The 17,835-nt window shown below is 62.3% G+C and carries 14 protein-coding genes; 6 read left to right on the top strand and 8 right to left on the bottom strand.

Going from position 1 to position 17,835, the window contains the following annotated elements:
* Positions 1-94: 94 nt before the first annotated feature.
* Entirely contained in the window at positions 95-1,324 is a 1,230-nt protein-coding gene (locus V1292_RS17605; RefSeq protein WP_334373987.1) for an MFS transporter, read from the top strand.
* Here the strand turns inward: V1292_RS17605 and V1292_RS17600 are convergent.
* From V1292_RS17600 to V1292_RS17585, 4 genes are all read right to left on the bottom strand, one after another.
* Positions 1,293-2,585 carry an MFS transporter gene (locus V1292_RS17600; RefSeq protein WP_442895618.1) on the bottom strand — a complete coding sequence of 431 codons (1,293 nt, stop codon included), beginning with the start codon at positions 2,583-2,585 and terminating at the stop codon, positions 1,293-1,295. The genes V1292_RS17605 and V1292_RS17600 overlap by 32 nt on opposite strands.
* Before the next feature lie 45 nt (positions 2,586-2,630).
* A complete protein-coding gene (locus V1292_RS17595; RefSeq protein ID WP_442895531.1) occupies positions 2,631-3,137 on the bottom strand; it encodes a PRC-barrel domain-containing protein in 507 nt (168 codons plus the stop codon).
* Between the two features lie 46 nt (positions 3,138-3,183).
* On the bottom strand, positions 3,184-5,382 hold the full coding sequence (locus V1292_RS17590) for an amylo-alpha-1,6-glucosidase (RefSeq protein WP_334373985.1): 2,199 nt from the start codon (positions 5,380-5,382) through the stop codon (positions 3,184-3,186).
* A gap of 68 nt (positions 5,383-5,450) precedes the next feature.
* On the bottom strand, positions 5,451-7,214 hold the full coding sequence (locus tag V1292_RS17585; RefSeq protein ID WP_065748755.1) for an ABC transporter ATP-binding protein: 1,764 nt from the start codon (positions 7,212-7,214) through the stop codon (positions 5,451-5,453).
* Between the two features lie 303 nt (positions 7,215-7,517).
* Between V1292_RS17585 and V1292_RS17580 the strand changes: the two genes are divergently transcribed.
* Complete coding sequence (locus V1292_RS17580) at positions 7,518-8,585, top strand: glycosyltransferase family 4 protein (RefSeq protein WP_334373984.1); 1,068 nt, start codon at positions 7,518-7,520, stop codon at positions 8,583-8,585.
* A gap of 148 nt (positions 8,586-8,733) precedes the next feature.
* Here V1292_RS17580 and V1292_RS17575 read toward each other — a convergent pair whose 3' ends face one another.
* Positions 8,734-10,680 (bottom strand): alkyl/aryl-sulfatase, encoded by a 1,947-nt coding sequence (locus V1292_RS17575; protein WP_334373983.1) that lies wholly within the window; start codon positions 10,678-10,680, stop codon positions 8,734-8,736.
* A 100-nt stretch (positions 10,681-10,780) separates the two neighbouring features.
* A complete protein-coding gene (locus V1292_RS17570; RefSeq protein WP_334373982.1) occupies positions 10,781-12,022 on the bottom strand; it encodes an acyl-CoA dehydrogenase family protein in 1,242 nt (413 codons plus the stop codon).
* Positions 12,023-12,124: 102 nt separating this feature from the next.
* Between V1292_RS17570 and V1292_RS17565 the strand changes: the two genes are divergently transcribed.
* Together V1292_RS17565 and V1292_RS17560 are read left to right on the top strand one after the other, a co-directional pair.
* The gene (locus tag V1292_RS17565; protein ID WP_334373981.1) at positions 12,125-12,934 is read left to right on the top strand and encodes an IclR family transcriptional regulator; all 810 of its coding nucleotides are present in this window, start codon (positions 12,125-12,127) and stop codon (positions 12,932-12,934) included.
* Positions 12,935-12,997: 63 nt separating this feature from the next.
* Positions 12,998-14,008 carry a Bug family tripartite tricarboxylate transporter substrate binding protein gene (locus V1292_RS17560; RefSeq protein WP_334373980.1) on the top strand — a complete coding sequence of 337 codons (1,011 nt, stop codon included), beginning with the start codon at positions 12,998-13,000 and terminating at the stop codon, positions 14,006-14,008.
* Positions 14,009-14,139: 131 nt separating this feature from the next.
* On the opposite strand, the gene V1292_RS17555 is transcribed toward V1292_RS17560, so the two are convergent.
* Positions 14,140-14,937: a hypothetical protein gene (locus V1292_RS17555; protein ID WP_334373979.1), complete on the bottom strand. Its 798-nt coding sequence runs from the start codon at positions 14,935-14,937 to the stop codon at positions 14,140-14,142.
* A gap of 275 nt (positions 14,938-15,212) precedes the next feature.
* Positions 15,213-16,217, bottom strand: coding sequence for an ABC transporter substrate-binding protein (locus V1292_RS17550; RefSeq protein ID WP_334373978.1), 1,005 nt, complete (start codon positions 16,215-16,217; stop codon positions 15,213-15,215).
* A gap of 98 nt (positions 16,218-16,315) precedes the next feature.
* Between V1292_RS17550 and V1292_RS17545 the strand changes: the two genes are divergently transcribed.
* Complete coding sequence (locus V1292_RS17545; RefSeq protein ID WP_334373977.1) at positions 16,316-16,963, top strand: TetR/AcrR family transcriptional regulator; 648 nt, start codon at positions 16,316-16,318, stop codon at positions 16,961-16,963.
* Positions 16,964-17,051: 88 nt separating this feature from the next.
* On the top strand, positions 17,052-17,822 hold the full coding sequence (locus V1292_RS17540) for an ABC transporter permease (RefSeq protein ID WP_065748761.1): 771 nt from the start codon (positions 17,052-17,054) through the stop codon (positions 17,820-17,822).
* Positions 17,823-17,835: the final 13 nt, after the last annotated feature.

Here is a 17,835-nt window from a genome sequence, read left to right as displayed (position 1 = left end):
TCTCGTTGCCGGATGTGACTTCCTGGGGTCCCCGTGTCGCCCCACACGCCCAGGCGTCACATCCTTCTTTCTCGATAAGATATTGAGAAGCGCCATGACCGCCATGTCCGCGCCGATGAAATCCCAAGCGATGGAAATGCATGGTCACTCACCGGGCGTAGCGCTACGATCCCTGGTCATTGGCCTCACGGCGTTCCTGACCGTGGTGGATCTGTTCGCGACGCAGGCGATTCTTCCTTCGCTGACCCGGCACTACAATGTAACGCCGGCCGCCATGGGTATTGCAGTCAATGCCAGCACCATCGGCATGGCCGTCGCCGGCCTCGTTGTCGGCTTCCTGAGCCCGCATATCGATCGCCGGCTCGGCATTCTCGTCAGCCTGGTCGTGCTCGCGGTCCCCACCACGTTGCTGGCGATCGCGCCTGATCTCATGACGTTTACGGCGCTTCGCATCGCCCAGGGCCTCTGCATGGCCTCGGCGTTCGCGTTGACGCTGGCGCATCTCGGCGAGCAATGCAGTTCGATGGATGCGGGAGGCGCGTTCGCGGCCTATATCACCGGCAACGTCGCAAGCAATCTGATCGGCCGGCTGGTGTCGGCGGCGGTGGTCGACACGCTCGGGCTGGCCTCAAACTTCTATTTCTTCGCGCTGCTCAATCTCGCCGGCGCCGTGCTGGTTTATTTCACCATCCATCGTGTCAAGCCGATGCACGCGATGCCTTCGATGCAATCGCCGTTCGCGGCAACGCTCGGCCATTGGCGCAACCCGGCGCTGCGCGCTGCCTTTGCCATCGGCTTTTGCATCCTGTTCGCCTTTATCGGCACCTTCACCTTCGTCAATTTCGTGCTGGTGCGCGAACCGCTGGCGCTCGGACGGATGGACCTCGGCCTCGTCTATTTCGTCTTCGCGCCATCCGTGGTCACGACGCTGTTTGCCGGCGGGGCTGTCGTCCGGTTTGGCACGCGGCCAGCGATCTGGGGGGCGCTGGCGGTGGCAGCCATTGGATTGCCTTTGATGCTGTCTTCCCACCTGCCGCAAGTATTGGCCGGCATGGTACTGGTCGGCGTCGGGACCTTCTTTGCGCAGGCCTGCGCCACCGGCTTCGTCGGCCAGGCCGCCAGCGACCACCGCGGCATTGCCAGCGGAACCTATCTTGCCTGCTATTTCCTCGGTGGCCTCGTCGGCAGCGCCGTGCTGGGCCAGTTGTTCGACCGGTTCGGATGGAGCGCCTGCATCGCCGGCGTCGGCGCGTCGCTGGCCATCGCGGCGCTATTGACCGTCGGCCTCACGCTTAAACCTCAGTCCGCCGGGTCTCCGGCATGAACGCCCAGATCACCGTCAAGCCAAGGGCTGCGATCCCCGCCAGCCCGATGAACGCGACGCTGCTGCCAAAGATATCGCTGATATAGCCTGCCAATACCGTGCTCAGCGAAGCACCAATGCCGGTCGCGGTTCCGACGATCCCCTGCGCCAGATTGAAGTGGCCGCTGCCGTAGGCGACATCGGCCACGATCAGCGGCACCATCACGCTGAGCACGGCCGCGGTAATGCCGTCGAACACTTGCACCAGGACCAGAACATAGGGATCGCGAACCACCGCAAACAGCAAACCGCGGATCGCCAGCGCAGCGAACGCCAAGAGCAGCAGCGGTCGCCTCCCCCACGCTTGAGCCTTGCGCCCGACCGAGGGTGAGGTCAACGCGACGATCGCTTGAGGTACGATGATGCAGGCCGCAATAAGCACCGGCGCCCATTGAGCCGATCGCGTCGTGACCACGCCGGCCATCAGCGGCAGCATGGCGGCGTTGGCAAGTTGGAACAGCAATACGCCGCCGGCGAAGATCAGCAGCGGGCGCTGCCGAAGGAGATGAAGCACACTGGTCGCCTCCTTGTCGGCGGCCTTGGTATCATCGCCGTCCTCGCTCAAGGCACCGTGCGCCTGCGCCACGTTGATTTCCTGGCCGCGAATCCGGGCAAGCGCCAACAGGGTAGGGATTGCAAGAAAGAAGGTGACGAAGAAGACCGACTGGCTTGACAACAGATAGCCGGATGCGCCCATCAGCGCCGCCGCTGAACCATTACCCAGGGACGCGAAACGGGCATTGCGCCCGAGCCGTTCCCCGATCGCAAACGGCCCGACCAGGCCGAGGCTGATCGCGGCGATTGCCGGACCCAGCACGCAGCTCGCAAGCGCATGCAAGATGGCGGCCGCAGTCACTACCGGGAAGATCGGCCACAAAGCGTAGGCCAGCGCGCAGCAGCCGATGGTGGCGACAGCGAGCCCCGCCACCAGCCGCTCGGAACGGGCGGCATCGACAACGGCTCCGCCCGGCATCTGCCCGAGCAGGCCGACGATTCCGCCGATCGACAGCACGAAGCCAATCTCAACCTGCGTCCATTTCTGCGTGGTGAGGTAAACCGCGATAAACGGACCGAATCCGGTCTGCACGTCGGCGAGAAAGAAGATGAACCAGTCGAGACCGCGCTGGCTCTCGCGCGACGGTTTGGGCCGCTCGCTGGACGCGGGCGGCACCGGCACAACATTACCCCCGCCGGCGGATCGCCCATGGCGATCGTCGTTCATCGGATCGAGCGACTGGGACGGGCGCACGATCAGACCGTTTCTCCTTTATTTGTCGAAATCCCACGGCTGTAAGCGGCCGGCCGCACCGAGCACGATGACCGGCGCGTCCTGCTTGTATTCCGGCGCCGCTATCACCTGTTCCTTGGTCAGTTCGAGCGTGATGCTGTCACTCTTGTTGGCAACGCGGCCAAAACGCAGCGCACTCCAATCGACGACGATCTTTCGGCTGCCGACACCGAGAAAACCGCCAAAATCGATGACGGCGGCGCGCACAGTGCCCTCGCGGTCCACGATCACGTCGACGATGCGCCCCATATTTTCGTTGGCCGCACTGCGGACCTCGCGGCCCAGAATGCCGAGCGCGTCGCGGGCGCCGATCACAGTGACCGACGGCGGAGGCGCCGGTTCCTTTTTCGGGGGATCCTTCGCATCTTTCGCGGCATCGGCCGGAGCAGCACGGCTTCCCGGCGGTCCATTATCTTCTGCTGCCGAAACCGGGAGGCTCATCGCTAGCCCGGCGATCAGCGATATGATGACAATACCGGCGCGCATATGGCCTCCTGAACTCCGAAGACGCATGGCTAGGAATGCACGACCGCTAGTGCGTCAACACGATCGACACCTGAATCTGTCCGCGCGTGCGCAATACCTCGAGCGACACAACCTCGCCGTGGCGGCGGACCCTCAAGTCGACGCTGGAGGGCCCGATCCGCAGATCGCGCAATACCACCTCGTTGAGGAATTCCGGCAGGCGCGGATCACGAAGACGGATCTCGCCGCACGCAGCATCGAATTCGAGACCGAGCGTCGCCTCCAGCAGGGTAAAGGGCGTCGCGCTGGCCCAGGCCTGCGGCGCACAGGCTACCGGATAAAGCACCGGTCCGCGCCGCTTCTCCCGCCGGAATCCGCAGAACAATTCCGGCAGCCGCCGCAAGTCCATGTAGCTCGCAGCGTCGAACAGGCCCTTGAACAGATGCGCCGCCGAATGCTTCAGGCCGTAGCGCGCAAACCCGAGCGCGATCAGCGCGTTGTCGTGCGGCCAGATCGACCCGTCGTGATAGGACATCGGGTTGTAGCGAACTTCGCCGTAGGCAACGGTGCGGATGCCCCATCCCGAAAAGAATTTCTGGCTCATCAGATCGGCCGCAACAAGACGGGCACGATCGGTCCGAACGATTCCGGTGAAGAGAAGCTGGCCGGCATTGGATGTTCGGACCTTGCACGGACGCTTGGCGCCATCAAGCGCCAGTGCGTAGGTGCCGAGCTCCTCGCACCAGAACGCCTCCTCGAAGCGTTCGGCCAGCAGCAGGGCTGCGGATTCGAGTTCTGCTGCCTGCTCGATCAATCCCAACCGCCGGGCGCAGCGCGCCGCCAGCCGCTTGGCGGCAAATACATATCCCTGAACTTCCGCCAGCGCGATATAGCCCTCGGCGAGTTGTCCATCGGCGTGGAAGATCGCGTCGAAGGAATCCTTCCAGCCCTGGTTGGCAAGCCCCTGCTCGGTGGCGCGCTGGTACTCGACGAAGCCGTCGCGATCAGGGTCGCCGGGCCCGTCGATCCATCGCAACGCCGCCTCGATCGCGGGCCACAGTTCGGCCAGCGTTTCCTCGTCGCCGGTGCGCTCGACATAGAGGCCGGCCAGCAGCACGAACAGCGACGTCGAGTCGACGCTGCCGTAATATTGCGCGAACGGCACTTCGCGCAGCGCCGCCATCTCGCCGCCGCGCATTTCGTGCAGAATCTTGCCAGGTTCGGCATCGGCGAGCGGATCGACCTCCTTGGCTTGAAAATGAGCCAGCCGCCGCAGCACGCCCTTGGCAATGCGCGGATCGACCCACAACATCTGCAGCGCGGTGATCAGCCCGTCGCGGCCAAACGTCGTTGAATACCAGGGGATGCCGGCATAGGGGTATCTGCCCTGCGGCGTATCCGTCATCAGCATGTTGAGATCGGCCATCGCCTGGCACAGCACCTCGTTGAAGATATTGTTCGAGGTCTCGATGCTGGCTGCGCCGGCCGTCGACCGCCGCATCTCGCGGCGATGCGCCAGCAGGCCGCGATAGAACGGTACCGGCTTCTGCATGGCCGGCTTGTTGCAGGATACCGCGACGAACAATGCAATCACTTGCCTGGGCGCCAACTCGAAATGATAGGTTGCAGAATTGACCGCGAGCCGCGTCGGCCGCGGCTCGAAATGCAACGCTGTAATGCGGGCCTGACCGTCGAGCCCGCTGTATTCCAGCATGACATCGGCGGGACCGAGCAACCGGCTGGAACCTACGCCCCGGCGCGGCCGGCGCTCGCCGCGCACCTCGAACAAATCGGCGAAATCATTGTCGAACAGCAGCGTCAGGTCGAAGCTCGCCGGCCGGTCGCCGTGATTTTGCAGCGCGATGCGCTGGTAGGCGGTGCCGCGCCACAGGAAAATCGAGCGAACGATGTGTAGCGTGTCCTTCTGCAACGCCAGCCTGCCGTTGCGGTACACGTCGGAATTGGTGAGATCGACGGTCAGCGCCGAATTATCGTCGCGCAGATTGGAGCCGAGCAACAGCGGCTGGACTTCGTCGAGCACCATCTCCAGCCGGGCGAGGTAACGTGTATCGGCGTTGAACAGACCGTCGGGCCCGCCGGCGGAGGCGCCGATATCGCCATGGCTGTCCAGCACGATAAAGGTATCATCGTGCTTGAGCGAGCAGCGCGGCCGCGTCGCCGGGCCCGTCATCGGTATGTAGAATGGCGACTCCGCGACGTGTTCGGCAGCCTGAACGGTGATCAGTTGGGTGACTTCGGCTGTCATTTTGACCCCTCAAGCGATTTCCTTGCGTTGTGATGGACGCATCGGGACGCAAACGCTACTGCCGCAGATCAGGCCGCGTGGGTGGCGAGACGGCCCATTTCGCGCGCCACCAATTCGCGGTAAGGGCCCCTTCCCTGCAGGAGAATATCCGGTGGTCCGTCCTCGATGATCCGCCCGCCCTGCAATACCACAACACGATCAAAATTGCGCAAGGTGGCGAGACGGTGGGCGATGGCAATCACGGTGCGCCCTCGCATCAACCGCGACAACGCCTCGCGGATCGCCTCTTCGGATTCGCTGTCGAGCGCAGCGGTTGCCTCGTCCAGCAACAGGATCGGCGCGTCTTTCAGGAAGGCGCGCGCGATGGCGATCCGCTGCCGCTGCCCGCCGGAAACCTTGATGCCGCGATCGCCAACCATCGTCGCCATGCCTTCGGGGAGATTCTCGATGAAATCGCAGCGCGCCGCGATCGCTGCGCGCAGCACCTCGTCGTCGGTCGCGTTTGGACGTCCGTAGCGGATATTCTCCATGATCGAGCGGTGGAATAGCGAGATGTCCTGCGGCACGACCGAGATCGCCTCGCGCAGGCTTTGCTGCGTGACCCGTGAGATGTCCTGGCCGTCGATCATGATGCTGCCGTGCTGGACGTCGTAGAACCGCTGCAGCAACACAAACAGACTGGATTTCCCGCCGCCGGAATGGCCGACCAACCCGACCCGTTGTCCCGGCTGAATGCGCAAGGAGAACTTCTCGAACACCTGAACGCCGCCTGGATAGTGGAACGAGACGTTGTTGAAGGCGACGGCGGCGCCGCTGCGGATCAGCGGCTCGGCCTCGGGATGATCCTTCAATTCGTGCGGCAGCAGCAAGGTGGCGATCGCCTCCGTCAGGCGGGCGACATGCTGGGTCACGTCAACCAGCGCCACCGCAAGGTCGCGCGTCGCGCTCAGGATCGAGAGCCCGAGCGTACATACCAGCACGACATCGCCGGTGGTCGCCGCGCCTCGCTGCCAGAGCGTGATGACCCACGCCAGCAGCGCGATCGTCAGCAGAATGGTCACAACGGCGTGAAGCAGCCGCAGCTTCTCGAGATAGCGGAGGCTGCGCCCACGGGCGTCGAGTTCCCGTTCGACGGTGGCGTCGAAACGGTCGTGTTCGTAGCTGAGGCCGCAGAACGCACGGACCAGCGGCAGATTGCTGATGACGTCGACCATCTCACCATCCACCGCAGCCGCCTTGTCGGCAAAGTCATCATGCAGCGGCTTGCCCGCCGCGGCGAGGTGAAACATCGCCATCAGCATGATACCCGCGATGATGATCAAGCCCGCAGACATCGCAAGACTGACGGTTCCTATAAGGAGTATCGCCGAAACGGTCGCAATGCACGGCGGTAACACATTCCAGACGAACATGTTTTCGACGGTGAAGACGGCATTGGATGTTGCGGTGATACGGCTGGTCAGCATGCCCGGCAGCCGATCAGAGAAATAGCTGGGGGCGTGACCGGTCAGGTGGCGGAACATGTCACGGCGAAGATCGCCGGTAACGCCGACGAAGGTGAAGCTCGCCGTCCAGCTCGCGACCCGCCACAGCAGATTATCCGCCGCGATCAACGACATGAGAAAAGCGAATGCCAGCCATACGCTACTTGCGTGCGACGAACCGGCGGTCAGGCTGTCGACCAGACTCTTCACGCCATATTGCGTGCCCACCGAGCAGGCAACCGCTGCAACGACGGCAGACACGATGACCACATGGGCTCCGCGGCGCCTGCGCAGATAGCGCAAGACAAATGGAAGCGGTCGCCGCACATACCCTGAAAGATTGTCCATGTCGTCTGCAAACCTGTTGAGAGTGAAAGGGAATCCCTAACGCACATCGCGCACGAGGTCGTGAACGGTGCCGCTTCGGATTTGCTGGCGCGCAGCCATCACCACGCAACAATTCTGCAGCATCGAAGTCGCCTTAAATCTGTTGGTGTCAGATGGCATCAGCAAGACAGTCGTGTGGAAGAACCAAGATGCGCCAATGATGGGAACTTCGCAGATGCAAGAACGTTCCAGCTTCCGGCACGCCGGTGCCGATCTGCGGGCTGAGGGATTTATCCAACCAACATTCGAAACAGGAGACGAAAGATGCGCATCGCGCAGGTCGCCCCGCTGACGGAGGCTGTTCCCCCCAAACTGTACGGCGGCACCGAGCGGGTGGTGCACTGGCTGACCGAAGAACTGGTAACGTTAGGGCACGAAGTCACTTTGTTCGCCAGCGGGGATTCCCGCACCTCGGCGAAACTCGATGCGACATGGCCGAAGGCGTTGCGCCTCGACGGCTCCGTCCGCGACCCCAACGCGCTGCACATGGTGATGCTGGAACGCGTTCGGCAGAAATGCGACGATGAAGAGTTCGATTTTCTGCACTTTCATCTCGACTACTATCCGTTCTCGCTGTTCTACCGACAGCCGACGCCGTTCCTGACCACCCTGCACGGCAGGCTCGACCTGCCGGAGCATCAACCGGTATTCAATACCTTCTCCAAAGTCCCGGTGATCTCGATCTCCAACGCGCAGCGTCGGCCGGTGCCGCAGGCCAATTGGGTGCGCACCATTCACCACGGGCTACCGCAGCATCTGCTGACACCGCAGCCGGTGCAGCCGTCCTATTTGGCGGTGCTCGGGCGGATCGCGCCGGAAAAGGGCGTGGATCGCGCCATCAGCATCGCCACCCGATGCGGCATCCCGCTGAAAATCGCGGCCAAGGTCGATCGCGCCGACCAGGACTACTACGACGAGCTGATTTCCCCGCTGATCAAGGCCAATCCGCTGGTCGAATACATCGGTGAGATCACCGACCGCGAAAAGCCCGACTTCCTCAGCGGCGCCATCGGGCTGCTGGTGCCGATCGACTGGCCGGAGCCCTTCGGCCTTGTCATGATCGAGGCCATGGCCTGCGGCACACCGGTGGTCGCCTACAACCGTGGCTCGGTGGCGGAGATCATCGACCCCGGTCTCACAGGTTTCGTGGTGGAAGATGAAACCAGCGCGGTGGCCGTGGTCGATCGACTATCCATGCTGGATCGTGGCGCCATCCGCCGGCAGTTCGAAGCCCGTTTCACGGCGCGCCGCATGGCCCTCGACTATCTTGCTGCGTATCGCGGCCTGATGGAGGAAGAGCCGCGCATCAAGCTCGTGAGCAGCGCGGAGTAGCGAAACGATAACGCCTCCCCTTGTCGTCGCAAGACGACCGTAGGGTGGGCAAAGCGAAGCGTGCCCACCGTCAACGAGCGGTGCGTGTTGTGGCGGGCACGGCGCTGAAGCGCCTTTGCCCACCACAATCTACAAGGTCACGATCACGTCAGGAGACCGTCGTCCGTTTCGGTTCGACGATCTCGAACATCCGCGGGAATTCGTCCATCAGCATCATCAACTCGCCGAGCCGCACCGGATTTCCGCTGACCTTGATCTTGCCGGAGCCGACTGCTTCCGGGAATGTCGTCAGTTTGGCGATCACTTCGTCGAGCACGCTGCGCGGCAGCGTGAAGCTGGCGTCGGCGTCGGCGGCTTCTGCGCCGGCGACATAGGTCAACGCGCAGTTTTCCAGGTTGAGGATGAAGCTCTCCCTGGTATCGGTGAAATTCCAGTTCAGGACGATGCGCTTGCCTTCGGCCTTGGGACCGTCGAGGCGCACGCCGAGCACGTCCCAGAGCTGCTCGGTGCGGAGCGCGGCCAACGTTTCACGTGGCATCGCGGCGCGCGGCGGCGTCTTGGGCATGCCCTGCCGCAGTTCCTGCGCGCCGAACAGATAGGCATTGCGCCAGGTCGAACTTTCGGAGGCATAGCCGAGCTGTTCGAACGTATCGGCGAGCAACGCGCGCGCCGCCTGGTTGTCGGGATTGGCGAACACCAGATGGCTCACGGCTTGCGCGACGAAGCGGAATTGGCCCTTTGCAAAATCCTCGCGCGCGCGCGTCAGGACGGCGTCCGCGCCGCCCATATACTCGACATATTTTTTGCCCGCTTCGACCGGCGGCAGCGGATCGAGGTTGACGGGATTGGCATCGTACCAGCCGAGATACTTTTGGTAGATCGCCTTCACGTTATGCCTGATGTGGCCGTAATAGCCACGGCCATGCCAGGCGCCCTCAAGGCTCGCCGGCAGGCGGATGGTTTCGGCGATTTCGGCTGCGGTCAGCCCATGGTTCATCAGGCGGATGGTCTGGTCATGCGCGAATTTATAGAGGTCGCGCTGCTGACGGATCATGGTGTCGATCCGCTCCCGGCCCCAGACCGGCCAATGGTGCTGGCCGCACATCGCATCCGCCTTGCCGCCCCACATCTGTAAGGCCTCGCCGAGATATTTTGACCAGGCCAGAGCGTCGCGTACGTCGGCGCCGCGGAACGGCAGCAGGTTATGAAAATTATGCGTGCAGTTTTCCGCAAGGTTGAGAAGCTTGTAACGCGGTATGAAGAAATGCATCTCCGCCGGCGCTTCGCTGTTCGGAGCCATCTGGAATTCGAATTCGACCCCATCGATGGTCCGCCGGTCGCCGGTCGCCATGATCAGGTCGGTCGGACGGACGAGCGCGACCGCCCCCGCCGCCATGGTCTTGCCAAGTCCGCAATCGACCTGCCCGCGCACGCCTTTCGCAAGAAACGGCCCGAACTGATATTGCGCGCGCCGCAGCATGGCGGGGCCGGCAATGATGTTTTCCGAAACCGCATGCTCCATGAACAGATTGGGCGCAATGATCGGCACGCTGTCGCCGGTAGGTGTTGCATCGTCGAGTACGCCGCGCGCGCCGCCCCAATGGTCGGTGTGGGTATGGGTGAAGATCACGGCCGCAACGGGCCGCTTGCCGCGGTGTTGGAAGTAGAGCTCCATCGCCGCCCGCGCGCCCTCGATCGAGGTCAGCGTATCCACCACGATCACACCGCTATCGCCCTCGATCAGCGTCATGTTGGCGATGTCGAGCCCGCGCACCTGGTAGACGCCGGGCACCACCTCGAACAGGCCGTGATGCATGTTGAGCCGCGACTGCCGCCACAGGCTGGGATCGACCGTCGGCGGCGCTTCTTCCGCGGACAGGAAGCCGTAGGGCTCCAGGCTCCAGACCACCCTGCCCTGCGGCGACGTAATCTTCGCATTCTCGATCGTGCCGAGGAAGCCGCGCGCGGCGTCGTCGAAATCACGCGTGTCGGAGAACGGTAGCGCCTTCAGCGTCGCCGCATGCTGCGCGATGACGGAGGCGGACGCTTCCTTGGGAGGCTCCTTGCGCGCTTCGATCGTGGCTGGTTGGCTCATTGTTGTGTGCTCCCTACGCAGAAGAAACAGAAGGTCGAAATTCGAATAGCGTCAGCGACACTCGATTCCCTCGAACCGGCCGCCGTTACGTATCCGCCACTCAGGACGGATGTGCGGACAGATATGGCGAGTTGGCAATCGACCAGGGCGGCATCGGCTCCATGCGAAAGATCTGCCGCAGATGGACTTCATCGGGTCCGTCACCGATCCGCAGCAGGCGTCCCCAGGCCAGCGCCTGATGGATCGGCGCGTCGTCGGAGCCGCCCATGGCGCCGAACACCTGCATGGCGCGGTCGGCGATCTTCTGCAGCATCGCGGGCACTGCAACCTTGATCAAGGACACATCGCGCCAGGCGCCGTGATGGCCGGCCTGATCGAGGCGCCATGCGCAACGATAGGTCAACAGGCGTGCCTGCTCGAGCTCGACGCGGGATTCGGCGATCCAGCGCTGCACGGTGTCGTATTGCATCACGGTACGTCCGAACGCGGACCGTTCGGATGACCGCACCATCATCAATTCGATCAGCAGTTCGCACAGCCCGATCGAGCGCATGCAATGATGGATGCGTGCCGGCCCCAAACGAATCTGCGCGACCTTGAAGCCGTCGCCTTCCGCGCCAAGCAGGTTCGCGCGGGGCACGCGCACGTTATCGAACGAAAGCTCGCCGATCGGCGCGACGTGATCTTCACACCCCATCCAGCGCAGCCGGCGCACCAGCCGAACGCCTGGCGTATCCATCGGCACGATGATGCAGGAATGGCGCCGCGTCCGGTCAGCGTCGGAATCGGTCACGCCCATCACGATCAGGAAGCTGCATTTCGGATGTGCCGCGCCGGTGATGAACCATTTCCGCCCGTTGATGACGTAGTCATCGCCATCCCTGACCATGCGGGTGGCGATGTTGGTCGCATCGGATGAAGCCACGTCCGGCTCGGTCATGCCGAATGCCGAACGTGTCCTGGCTTCCAGCAGCGGCTGCAGCCAGCGCGCCTTCTGCTCGGGCGTCGCGCAATTCTGCAGCGCGATCATGTTGGGCACGTCGGGCGCCTGGCAATTGAACACTTCAGGCGCCCAGAACAGCCGGCCCATGATCTCAGCCAATGGCGCATATTCGAGGTTGGAAAGACGCGTGCCGGGCTCGTGTTCCCCAAGTTCGGGAAGCCCGAGATTCCATAGCCCCGCCGCACGCGCCTTCCGCTGCAGGTCCTCCATGAAGGGCGCGGGCTCGCCTTTGGCCGTGTGATCGAGCCAGCCGCGATGGCGCGGCAGTACTTCGCCGTCGAAAAACGCCTGAAGTTTCTTCCGCCAGTCTTCCGATCGCCCGGAAAGGTCGAAATCCATGCCGCCTCCCAATTTTTCGGGAAGCTAATCGTATATCGACACAATATGCAAATTCATTTCGATATATTGACAGACTTAGAGAACCATGGCCAACTTTCGGCCATGGCGATTTCCAGTATCGATCCCTCGATATCCCGGACTGCGGAGGATCAGGCCGATCCCTCCTTCGCGACCACGCTGGCGCATGGGCTCGACGTACTGGCGGCATTCCGCAACCGCGCGGGCTCGCTGTCGAACGCCGAGCTTGCGCTCCATACCGGGCTGTCGCGGCCGACGGTGTCGCGGCTGACCTACACACTGGCGCAACTCGGCTATCTCAAGCGCGATGCGAAGGGACGCTTCCAGCTCGGGCTCGGCATTCTGGCCGCGGCCTACCCGGTGCTGTCGGCGCTGAAGGTGCGGCAGTTGGCACGCCCGCTGATGCGCGATTTCGCAGCCTACACCGGCGGCACGGTTTCGATTGCGATGCCGTTCGGGCTCGACTTCATCTATGTCGAAACGCTGCGCACCACCGACGCCGTGGCGCATCTGCCGGATGTCGGCTTTGCCAGTTCGCTGGCGCCCACCGCCGTCGGCCGCGCCCTGCTCTCGCTCTTCACCGGGGAAGAACTCGACGCCTACGTGGCGAAGGTGAAGGCCGAGCGCCCGGAAGAAGCCGATTATGTCCAGAGGCGGACGCTGCCGGACATCGAGCTTTGCAAGGAGCGCGGCTTTGCGATTTCGCTCGGCGAATGGCGGCGCGAGATTTTTGGCGTCGCCGCGCCGCTATACCGCACGCCGTCGGGCGATTGCCTGTCGGTCAATTGCGGCATTCCCTCGTTTCGCTTCAACGCCGAACAGATCGAGCGTGAGTGCGGGCCGCGCATGCTGGGCTTGGCGCGCAGCATTCGCTCGCTGGTGGCCAACGACTGAATACCCCCATTAGAGGGGCACGGCGCATCGCGGGAACGATGCGGCAAACATGGGGAGGGAAGAATGAGCCGGATCAAAACCGTGCTGGGCTTTGCCGTGAATCCTGCCGTGATTATTGCCTTGGGTTTTGCTTTGGGCGCAATCATGCTGCTCGGCAACGCGGCGCAGGCGCAGAGCAATTATCCGAACCGTCCGATCCGCGTCATCGTGCCCTACCCCGCCGGCGGCATCGTCGACATCGTCGCGCGCGCGGTGACCGAGCAAGTCGGCCGCGACTGGAAACAGACCGTGGTCATCGAAGCAAGGCCGGGCGGCAATAGCAACATCGGCACCGCGTCAGTGGCGCGCAGCGAACCCGACGGTTACACCTGGCTGGTTACCGGCCCCGCAGCTTTGGTCAACCCGACGCTTTACAAGGACGCCGGCTGGGACGCGCTGAAGGATCTCAAGTGCGTCGGTCTCGCGGTCTGGAATCAGAGCGTCGCGCTGGTCCATCCGACGATGCCGGCCAGCACCATCAAGGAATTCGTCGAGATCGCGCGCAAGAAGCCGGGCGAACTCAATTTCGGCAATCCCGGCACCGGCTCCTCCATCGATCTGAGCGCGCAAAAGCTGTTTCAGGCCGCTGGTATCAAGCTGACCAATGTCGGCTACAAAGGCCAGCCGCAGGCTCTGATCGACCTGATGACGAACTTGATGCATTTCGAGATCGTCTCGCTCGAGCTCGCCTTGCCGCACATCAAGGCCGGCAGCGTGAAGCCGCTGGCCGTGATGACCGACAAACGCGTCGCCGATTTGCCCGACGTGCCGACGATCGCCGAAGCCGGATTTCCGGAAGCCGCATACCTGCCCTGGTACGGCATCTATGTTCAGGCCGGCACGCCGGATAACATCGTTGCCAAGATCAACGACGGCATCAACAAGGCGCTACAGAATCCGGGGGTACAGCGCCAACTCGCGGTTGCCAATATCCCGGGCAAGCCGATGCCGCTCGCCGATCTCGCCGCACTGATGAAGGCCGATCACGAGAAGCTGACGAAGGTAATCGCGACCGCAGGGATGGCGCTGCAGTGAGGCGGCGCCTGCTTCTTTCACGCTGTCATTGCGAGCGAAGCGAAGCAATCCACCTCTCCCCACGGAGATGAATGGAAGTACAGAGATTCGCAGCAATTTGCGGGAAGCCAAGACTGCTTCCGATTCTAAGCTTACTGAGAAGCCCCAAAGGATTCGGCGATCACATCGAACAGCTCGATGTTGGCCCGAACTCCCAGCACAAACTTGCTGGCTTCCCCACCTCCCCCGTACAATCGACTACCGTAAACAAGCTGATCAAACGGCTCATTCCCTCCCAACTCAAACGCAAATTCGGGATCGTCCGCGTGGAATATCCGAAACATCAATGGCATCTGGGTACAATAGGGACTCCCCCCGAGATCAGTGCTGACCTCGAAGACAAGGCCGCAGCTCAGATTTTTATGCCAGAGGTTACGACGGCGCTTGAATGCATGCGCTGAGCAAAACTTATCAATGAAGGGAAGGACGTCCCGCTTCTTTCCTGTCCAACCCGCGGTCTGAATTTCTAAACGCTCGCTCTCCTGCTTCTTCTGCATCCCTATGAAGGCTGCTTCGCTATTTCCAAACTCTGCATCAAACCAGGTTTTCTTGAGATGCTCAAACAAGCATCTGATGAGCGGGGGAGCTTGAAAAGGAGGCTCAAGAAAATCCCTGGCCGCGAAGAGCTCGTCCAAAAATGCAGAACGGTATTTTGGTTCAATGCCAAAATACCGCATCTCGGAACGCACCTTTCCCGCACACCGCATTGTCTCCAACGCGACTTCATCCCAGTATCGATTGAGCAAGTCCACTTGGTGTTCGCCGCAGAACTCAATCATTCGATTCTGCCATGCCTTGTGGACCGAAAAGCCGCGCGCCTCAAAGGCAAGCTGTGTCGAAACACGGCCTGGCCAGTTCGCCAGCACGTTCAGAAGAGGGTGATCTACCATCGTAACATCTCACTGCATCGGGATGGTCCAGGACGGCGGCGGTGGCGCAAAATAGCCATTTGCACGCGGCAGCCCCTCCTTGTCTGAGGAGGAGGCTTGCTCGGTGATTGTCATCCGGGGCGCCTTTCGGGAGTGGCGAACGTGCCCATCACTAGCACAGCTCGGGACGACTGGCTCACCGTCATTGCGAGCGAAGCGAAGCAATCCACCTATCCGCGCGGGGATAGATGGATTGCCTCGTCGCTTTGCTCCTCGCAATGACGGCGGAGGCCCGCCTACCTCTTGACCTTACTCGCATCCATCTTGATCGCCTGATCCAGCATCTTGACCGAAAACGCCGTGTTCACATCAAACGGCTTTTCCATACCGAGATAGGTCTGCACCAGTTCGTAGTCCTTCTTCATCCGCTCGGCATCGATCCAGCCGAGCGCCTTGGTCGTCGTGAATTCGTCTGTCATCAGGAACTTGATGCGCTCCCACTGCCGCTGCTGGTTTTCCTTGTCGAGACCTGAGGCCTGGTCGAGCAGCGCCTTGAGGCAGGGCGCGACGTCGGCGACGCAGGCGGCGTAGGCCTTCTGGCTGATCTTGACGAACTCCTCGACCAGCTTCGGGTTCTTCGCAAGATACGCGCCGTTGACGATCAGCGAATTGCCGTAAGGGTTCAGCCCGATATCCTTCCAGTTGACGTAACCGAGATCGGCGCCGAACTCGATCACCTTCAGGTCGTGCTCGTTGTAGAAGTCGCTGATGATATCGACGGTATGGCTCTTCAGCGCCGCGATCTTGGCGGTCGGGCCGACATTGACGAAGCTTACTGAATCTGGCGCGATGCCCGCCGCCTTGGCAAAGGCCGGCCACATCACCCGTGACGCGTCGCCCGGCGGATTGCCGATCTTGTGGTTCGGAAAGTCCTTCGGCCCATTCACGCCATAGCTCTTCAGCCAATAGAAGGTCTGTCCGGTGTTGGCGTAGATGCTCATCAGCGCCACCACGTCGGCGCCCTTGCTCTTGGCCACCAGCGCTGTCGCGAGATCCGCGATGCCGAACGGCGAGCCGCCGGAGCCGACCTTCAGCGAGGAGACGCCGGAGCCCTTGCCGACCTCGATCGTGAGATCGATGCCGGCCTTCTCGTACCAGCCTTGAGACTTGGCGTAATAGAACGGCGAATGATCGGCCGTCGGCGTCCAGTTCAGGATCAGGTTAACCGACTCGGCGGCCACACAGGGCGCAGCCGGCACGACAAGCGCAAGCGCCAATCCTGCAATTCGCAAAGCCTTCATCGCACCCTCCTCGTTCTGTAACCGATCTTGTCGTCGCGCATTCCTGACGCTACCAATGCAACAAGGGACCAGACGACTTGTCAACTATTTGGTTGGAAATGCCCAAAAAACGTTCTGACGATACCAGGCCGCAGCGGCGCGATCCGGCCGCGACCCGCAAAAAATTGCTGACGGCGGCGCGGCGCGAATTCGCCAGCAGCGGCCTCGCCGGGGCCAGGGTCGACGAGATCGCCGCGCGGGCGGGCGTCAACAAGCAACTCGTCTATCACTATTTCGGCGACAAGGACGCGCTGTATCTGGCGGTGCTGGAATGGGTCTATGAGGAGATCCGCGCCCAGGAGCGCAAGCTCAATCTCGAGGGGCTGCCGCCCGAGCAGGCAATCAAAAAGCTGATCGAGAGTTCCTTCGATCACCTCGCCGCGCATCCGGACTTCATCGTGCTGCTGAACGATGAAAACCGCGGCGGCGCCCGGCATGTGCGCGGATCGCGAAAACTGGAAGCGATGCATTCGCCGCTGGTCAGCCTCGTCTCGACCATTCTCGGCGAGGGCGTAAAAGCCGGCATATTCCGTAAAGGTATCAACCCCGTGCACCTCTATATCTCGATTGCCGGGCTCAGCTACTTCTACTTTTCGAACACGCCGACCCTGTCGGCGATCTTCGGCAGGGACCTGTCGAGCCGGGCCGCGCGGCAGGCGCGCCGCAGGCACGTGGTCGACCTGGTGATGCATTCGCTGCGCCCATAATCAACCAGATGGTTGATTACTGGCAGGGGCCGCGGTAGATTGCCGCCACGCGGCGGGGAACCGGCCGCGCATCAAAAGGGAGCGCACGGTGTTCAGCGGTGACGGCGGATCGGCACGGTCTTTCGCGATCATCCTGATCGTGCATCTGGCTGTGATCGTGCTCTGGCAGGTTCTGGTCGACGCCTTCCAGGTGCCGAAATTCATTCTGCCCTCGCCACTCGCGACCGTCGCGACGCTGGGTTCTCCCAGCTATGCCTGGCCCTCCAATCTCGCGGTGACGGCCATCGAGATTCTCGGCGGGTTCTGCCTCGGCGCGCTGGTCGGCATCATGCTGGCCGTGCTGTTCACCTGGTCGCCGCTGGTCAGCCTTCTGCTGCTACCGCTGTTCGTGACGCTGAACATGATCCCGAAAGTGGCACTGGGACCGCTGTTCATCGTCTGGTTTTCCTACGGCATCTTTCCGAACATCCTGATCGCGTTTTCCATTTGCTTCTTTCCGATCCTGCTCACCACTGCGCGCGGATTGAGTGAGGTGGAACCGGACCTGCTGGACCTCGTGAAGTCGCTGCGCGGTTCGCGGTGGACGCTGTTTCGAAAGATCCAGTTGCCGGGTGCGTTGCCTTACGTGTTTTCCGGAATGAAAGTCGGCGCCATCCTGGCGGTGGCCGGCGCGATTGTCGGTGAGTTCATCGCCTCCGAGCGGGGGCTCGGCTACCTCATGATCCAGGTGCAGTCTTCGCTCGACACGCCAGCGATGGTAATGGCGGTGGTGCTCCTGACATTGCTCGGTGTGGCGCTGTATGGGCTCGTGCTCGGCTTAGAGCGGATGTTCGTCGTCCGTGACATCCGGCTGCAATAAGACAGGGAATGAA

Source organism: Bradyrhizobium sp. AZCC 1719, from assembly GCF_036924525.1.
Taxonomy (GTDB): domain Bacteria; phylum Pseudomonadota; class Alphaproteobacteria; order Rhizobiales; family Xanthobacteraceae; genus Bradyrhizobium.
This window is presented reverse-complemented; position numbering and strand designations above follow the sequence as displayed.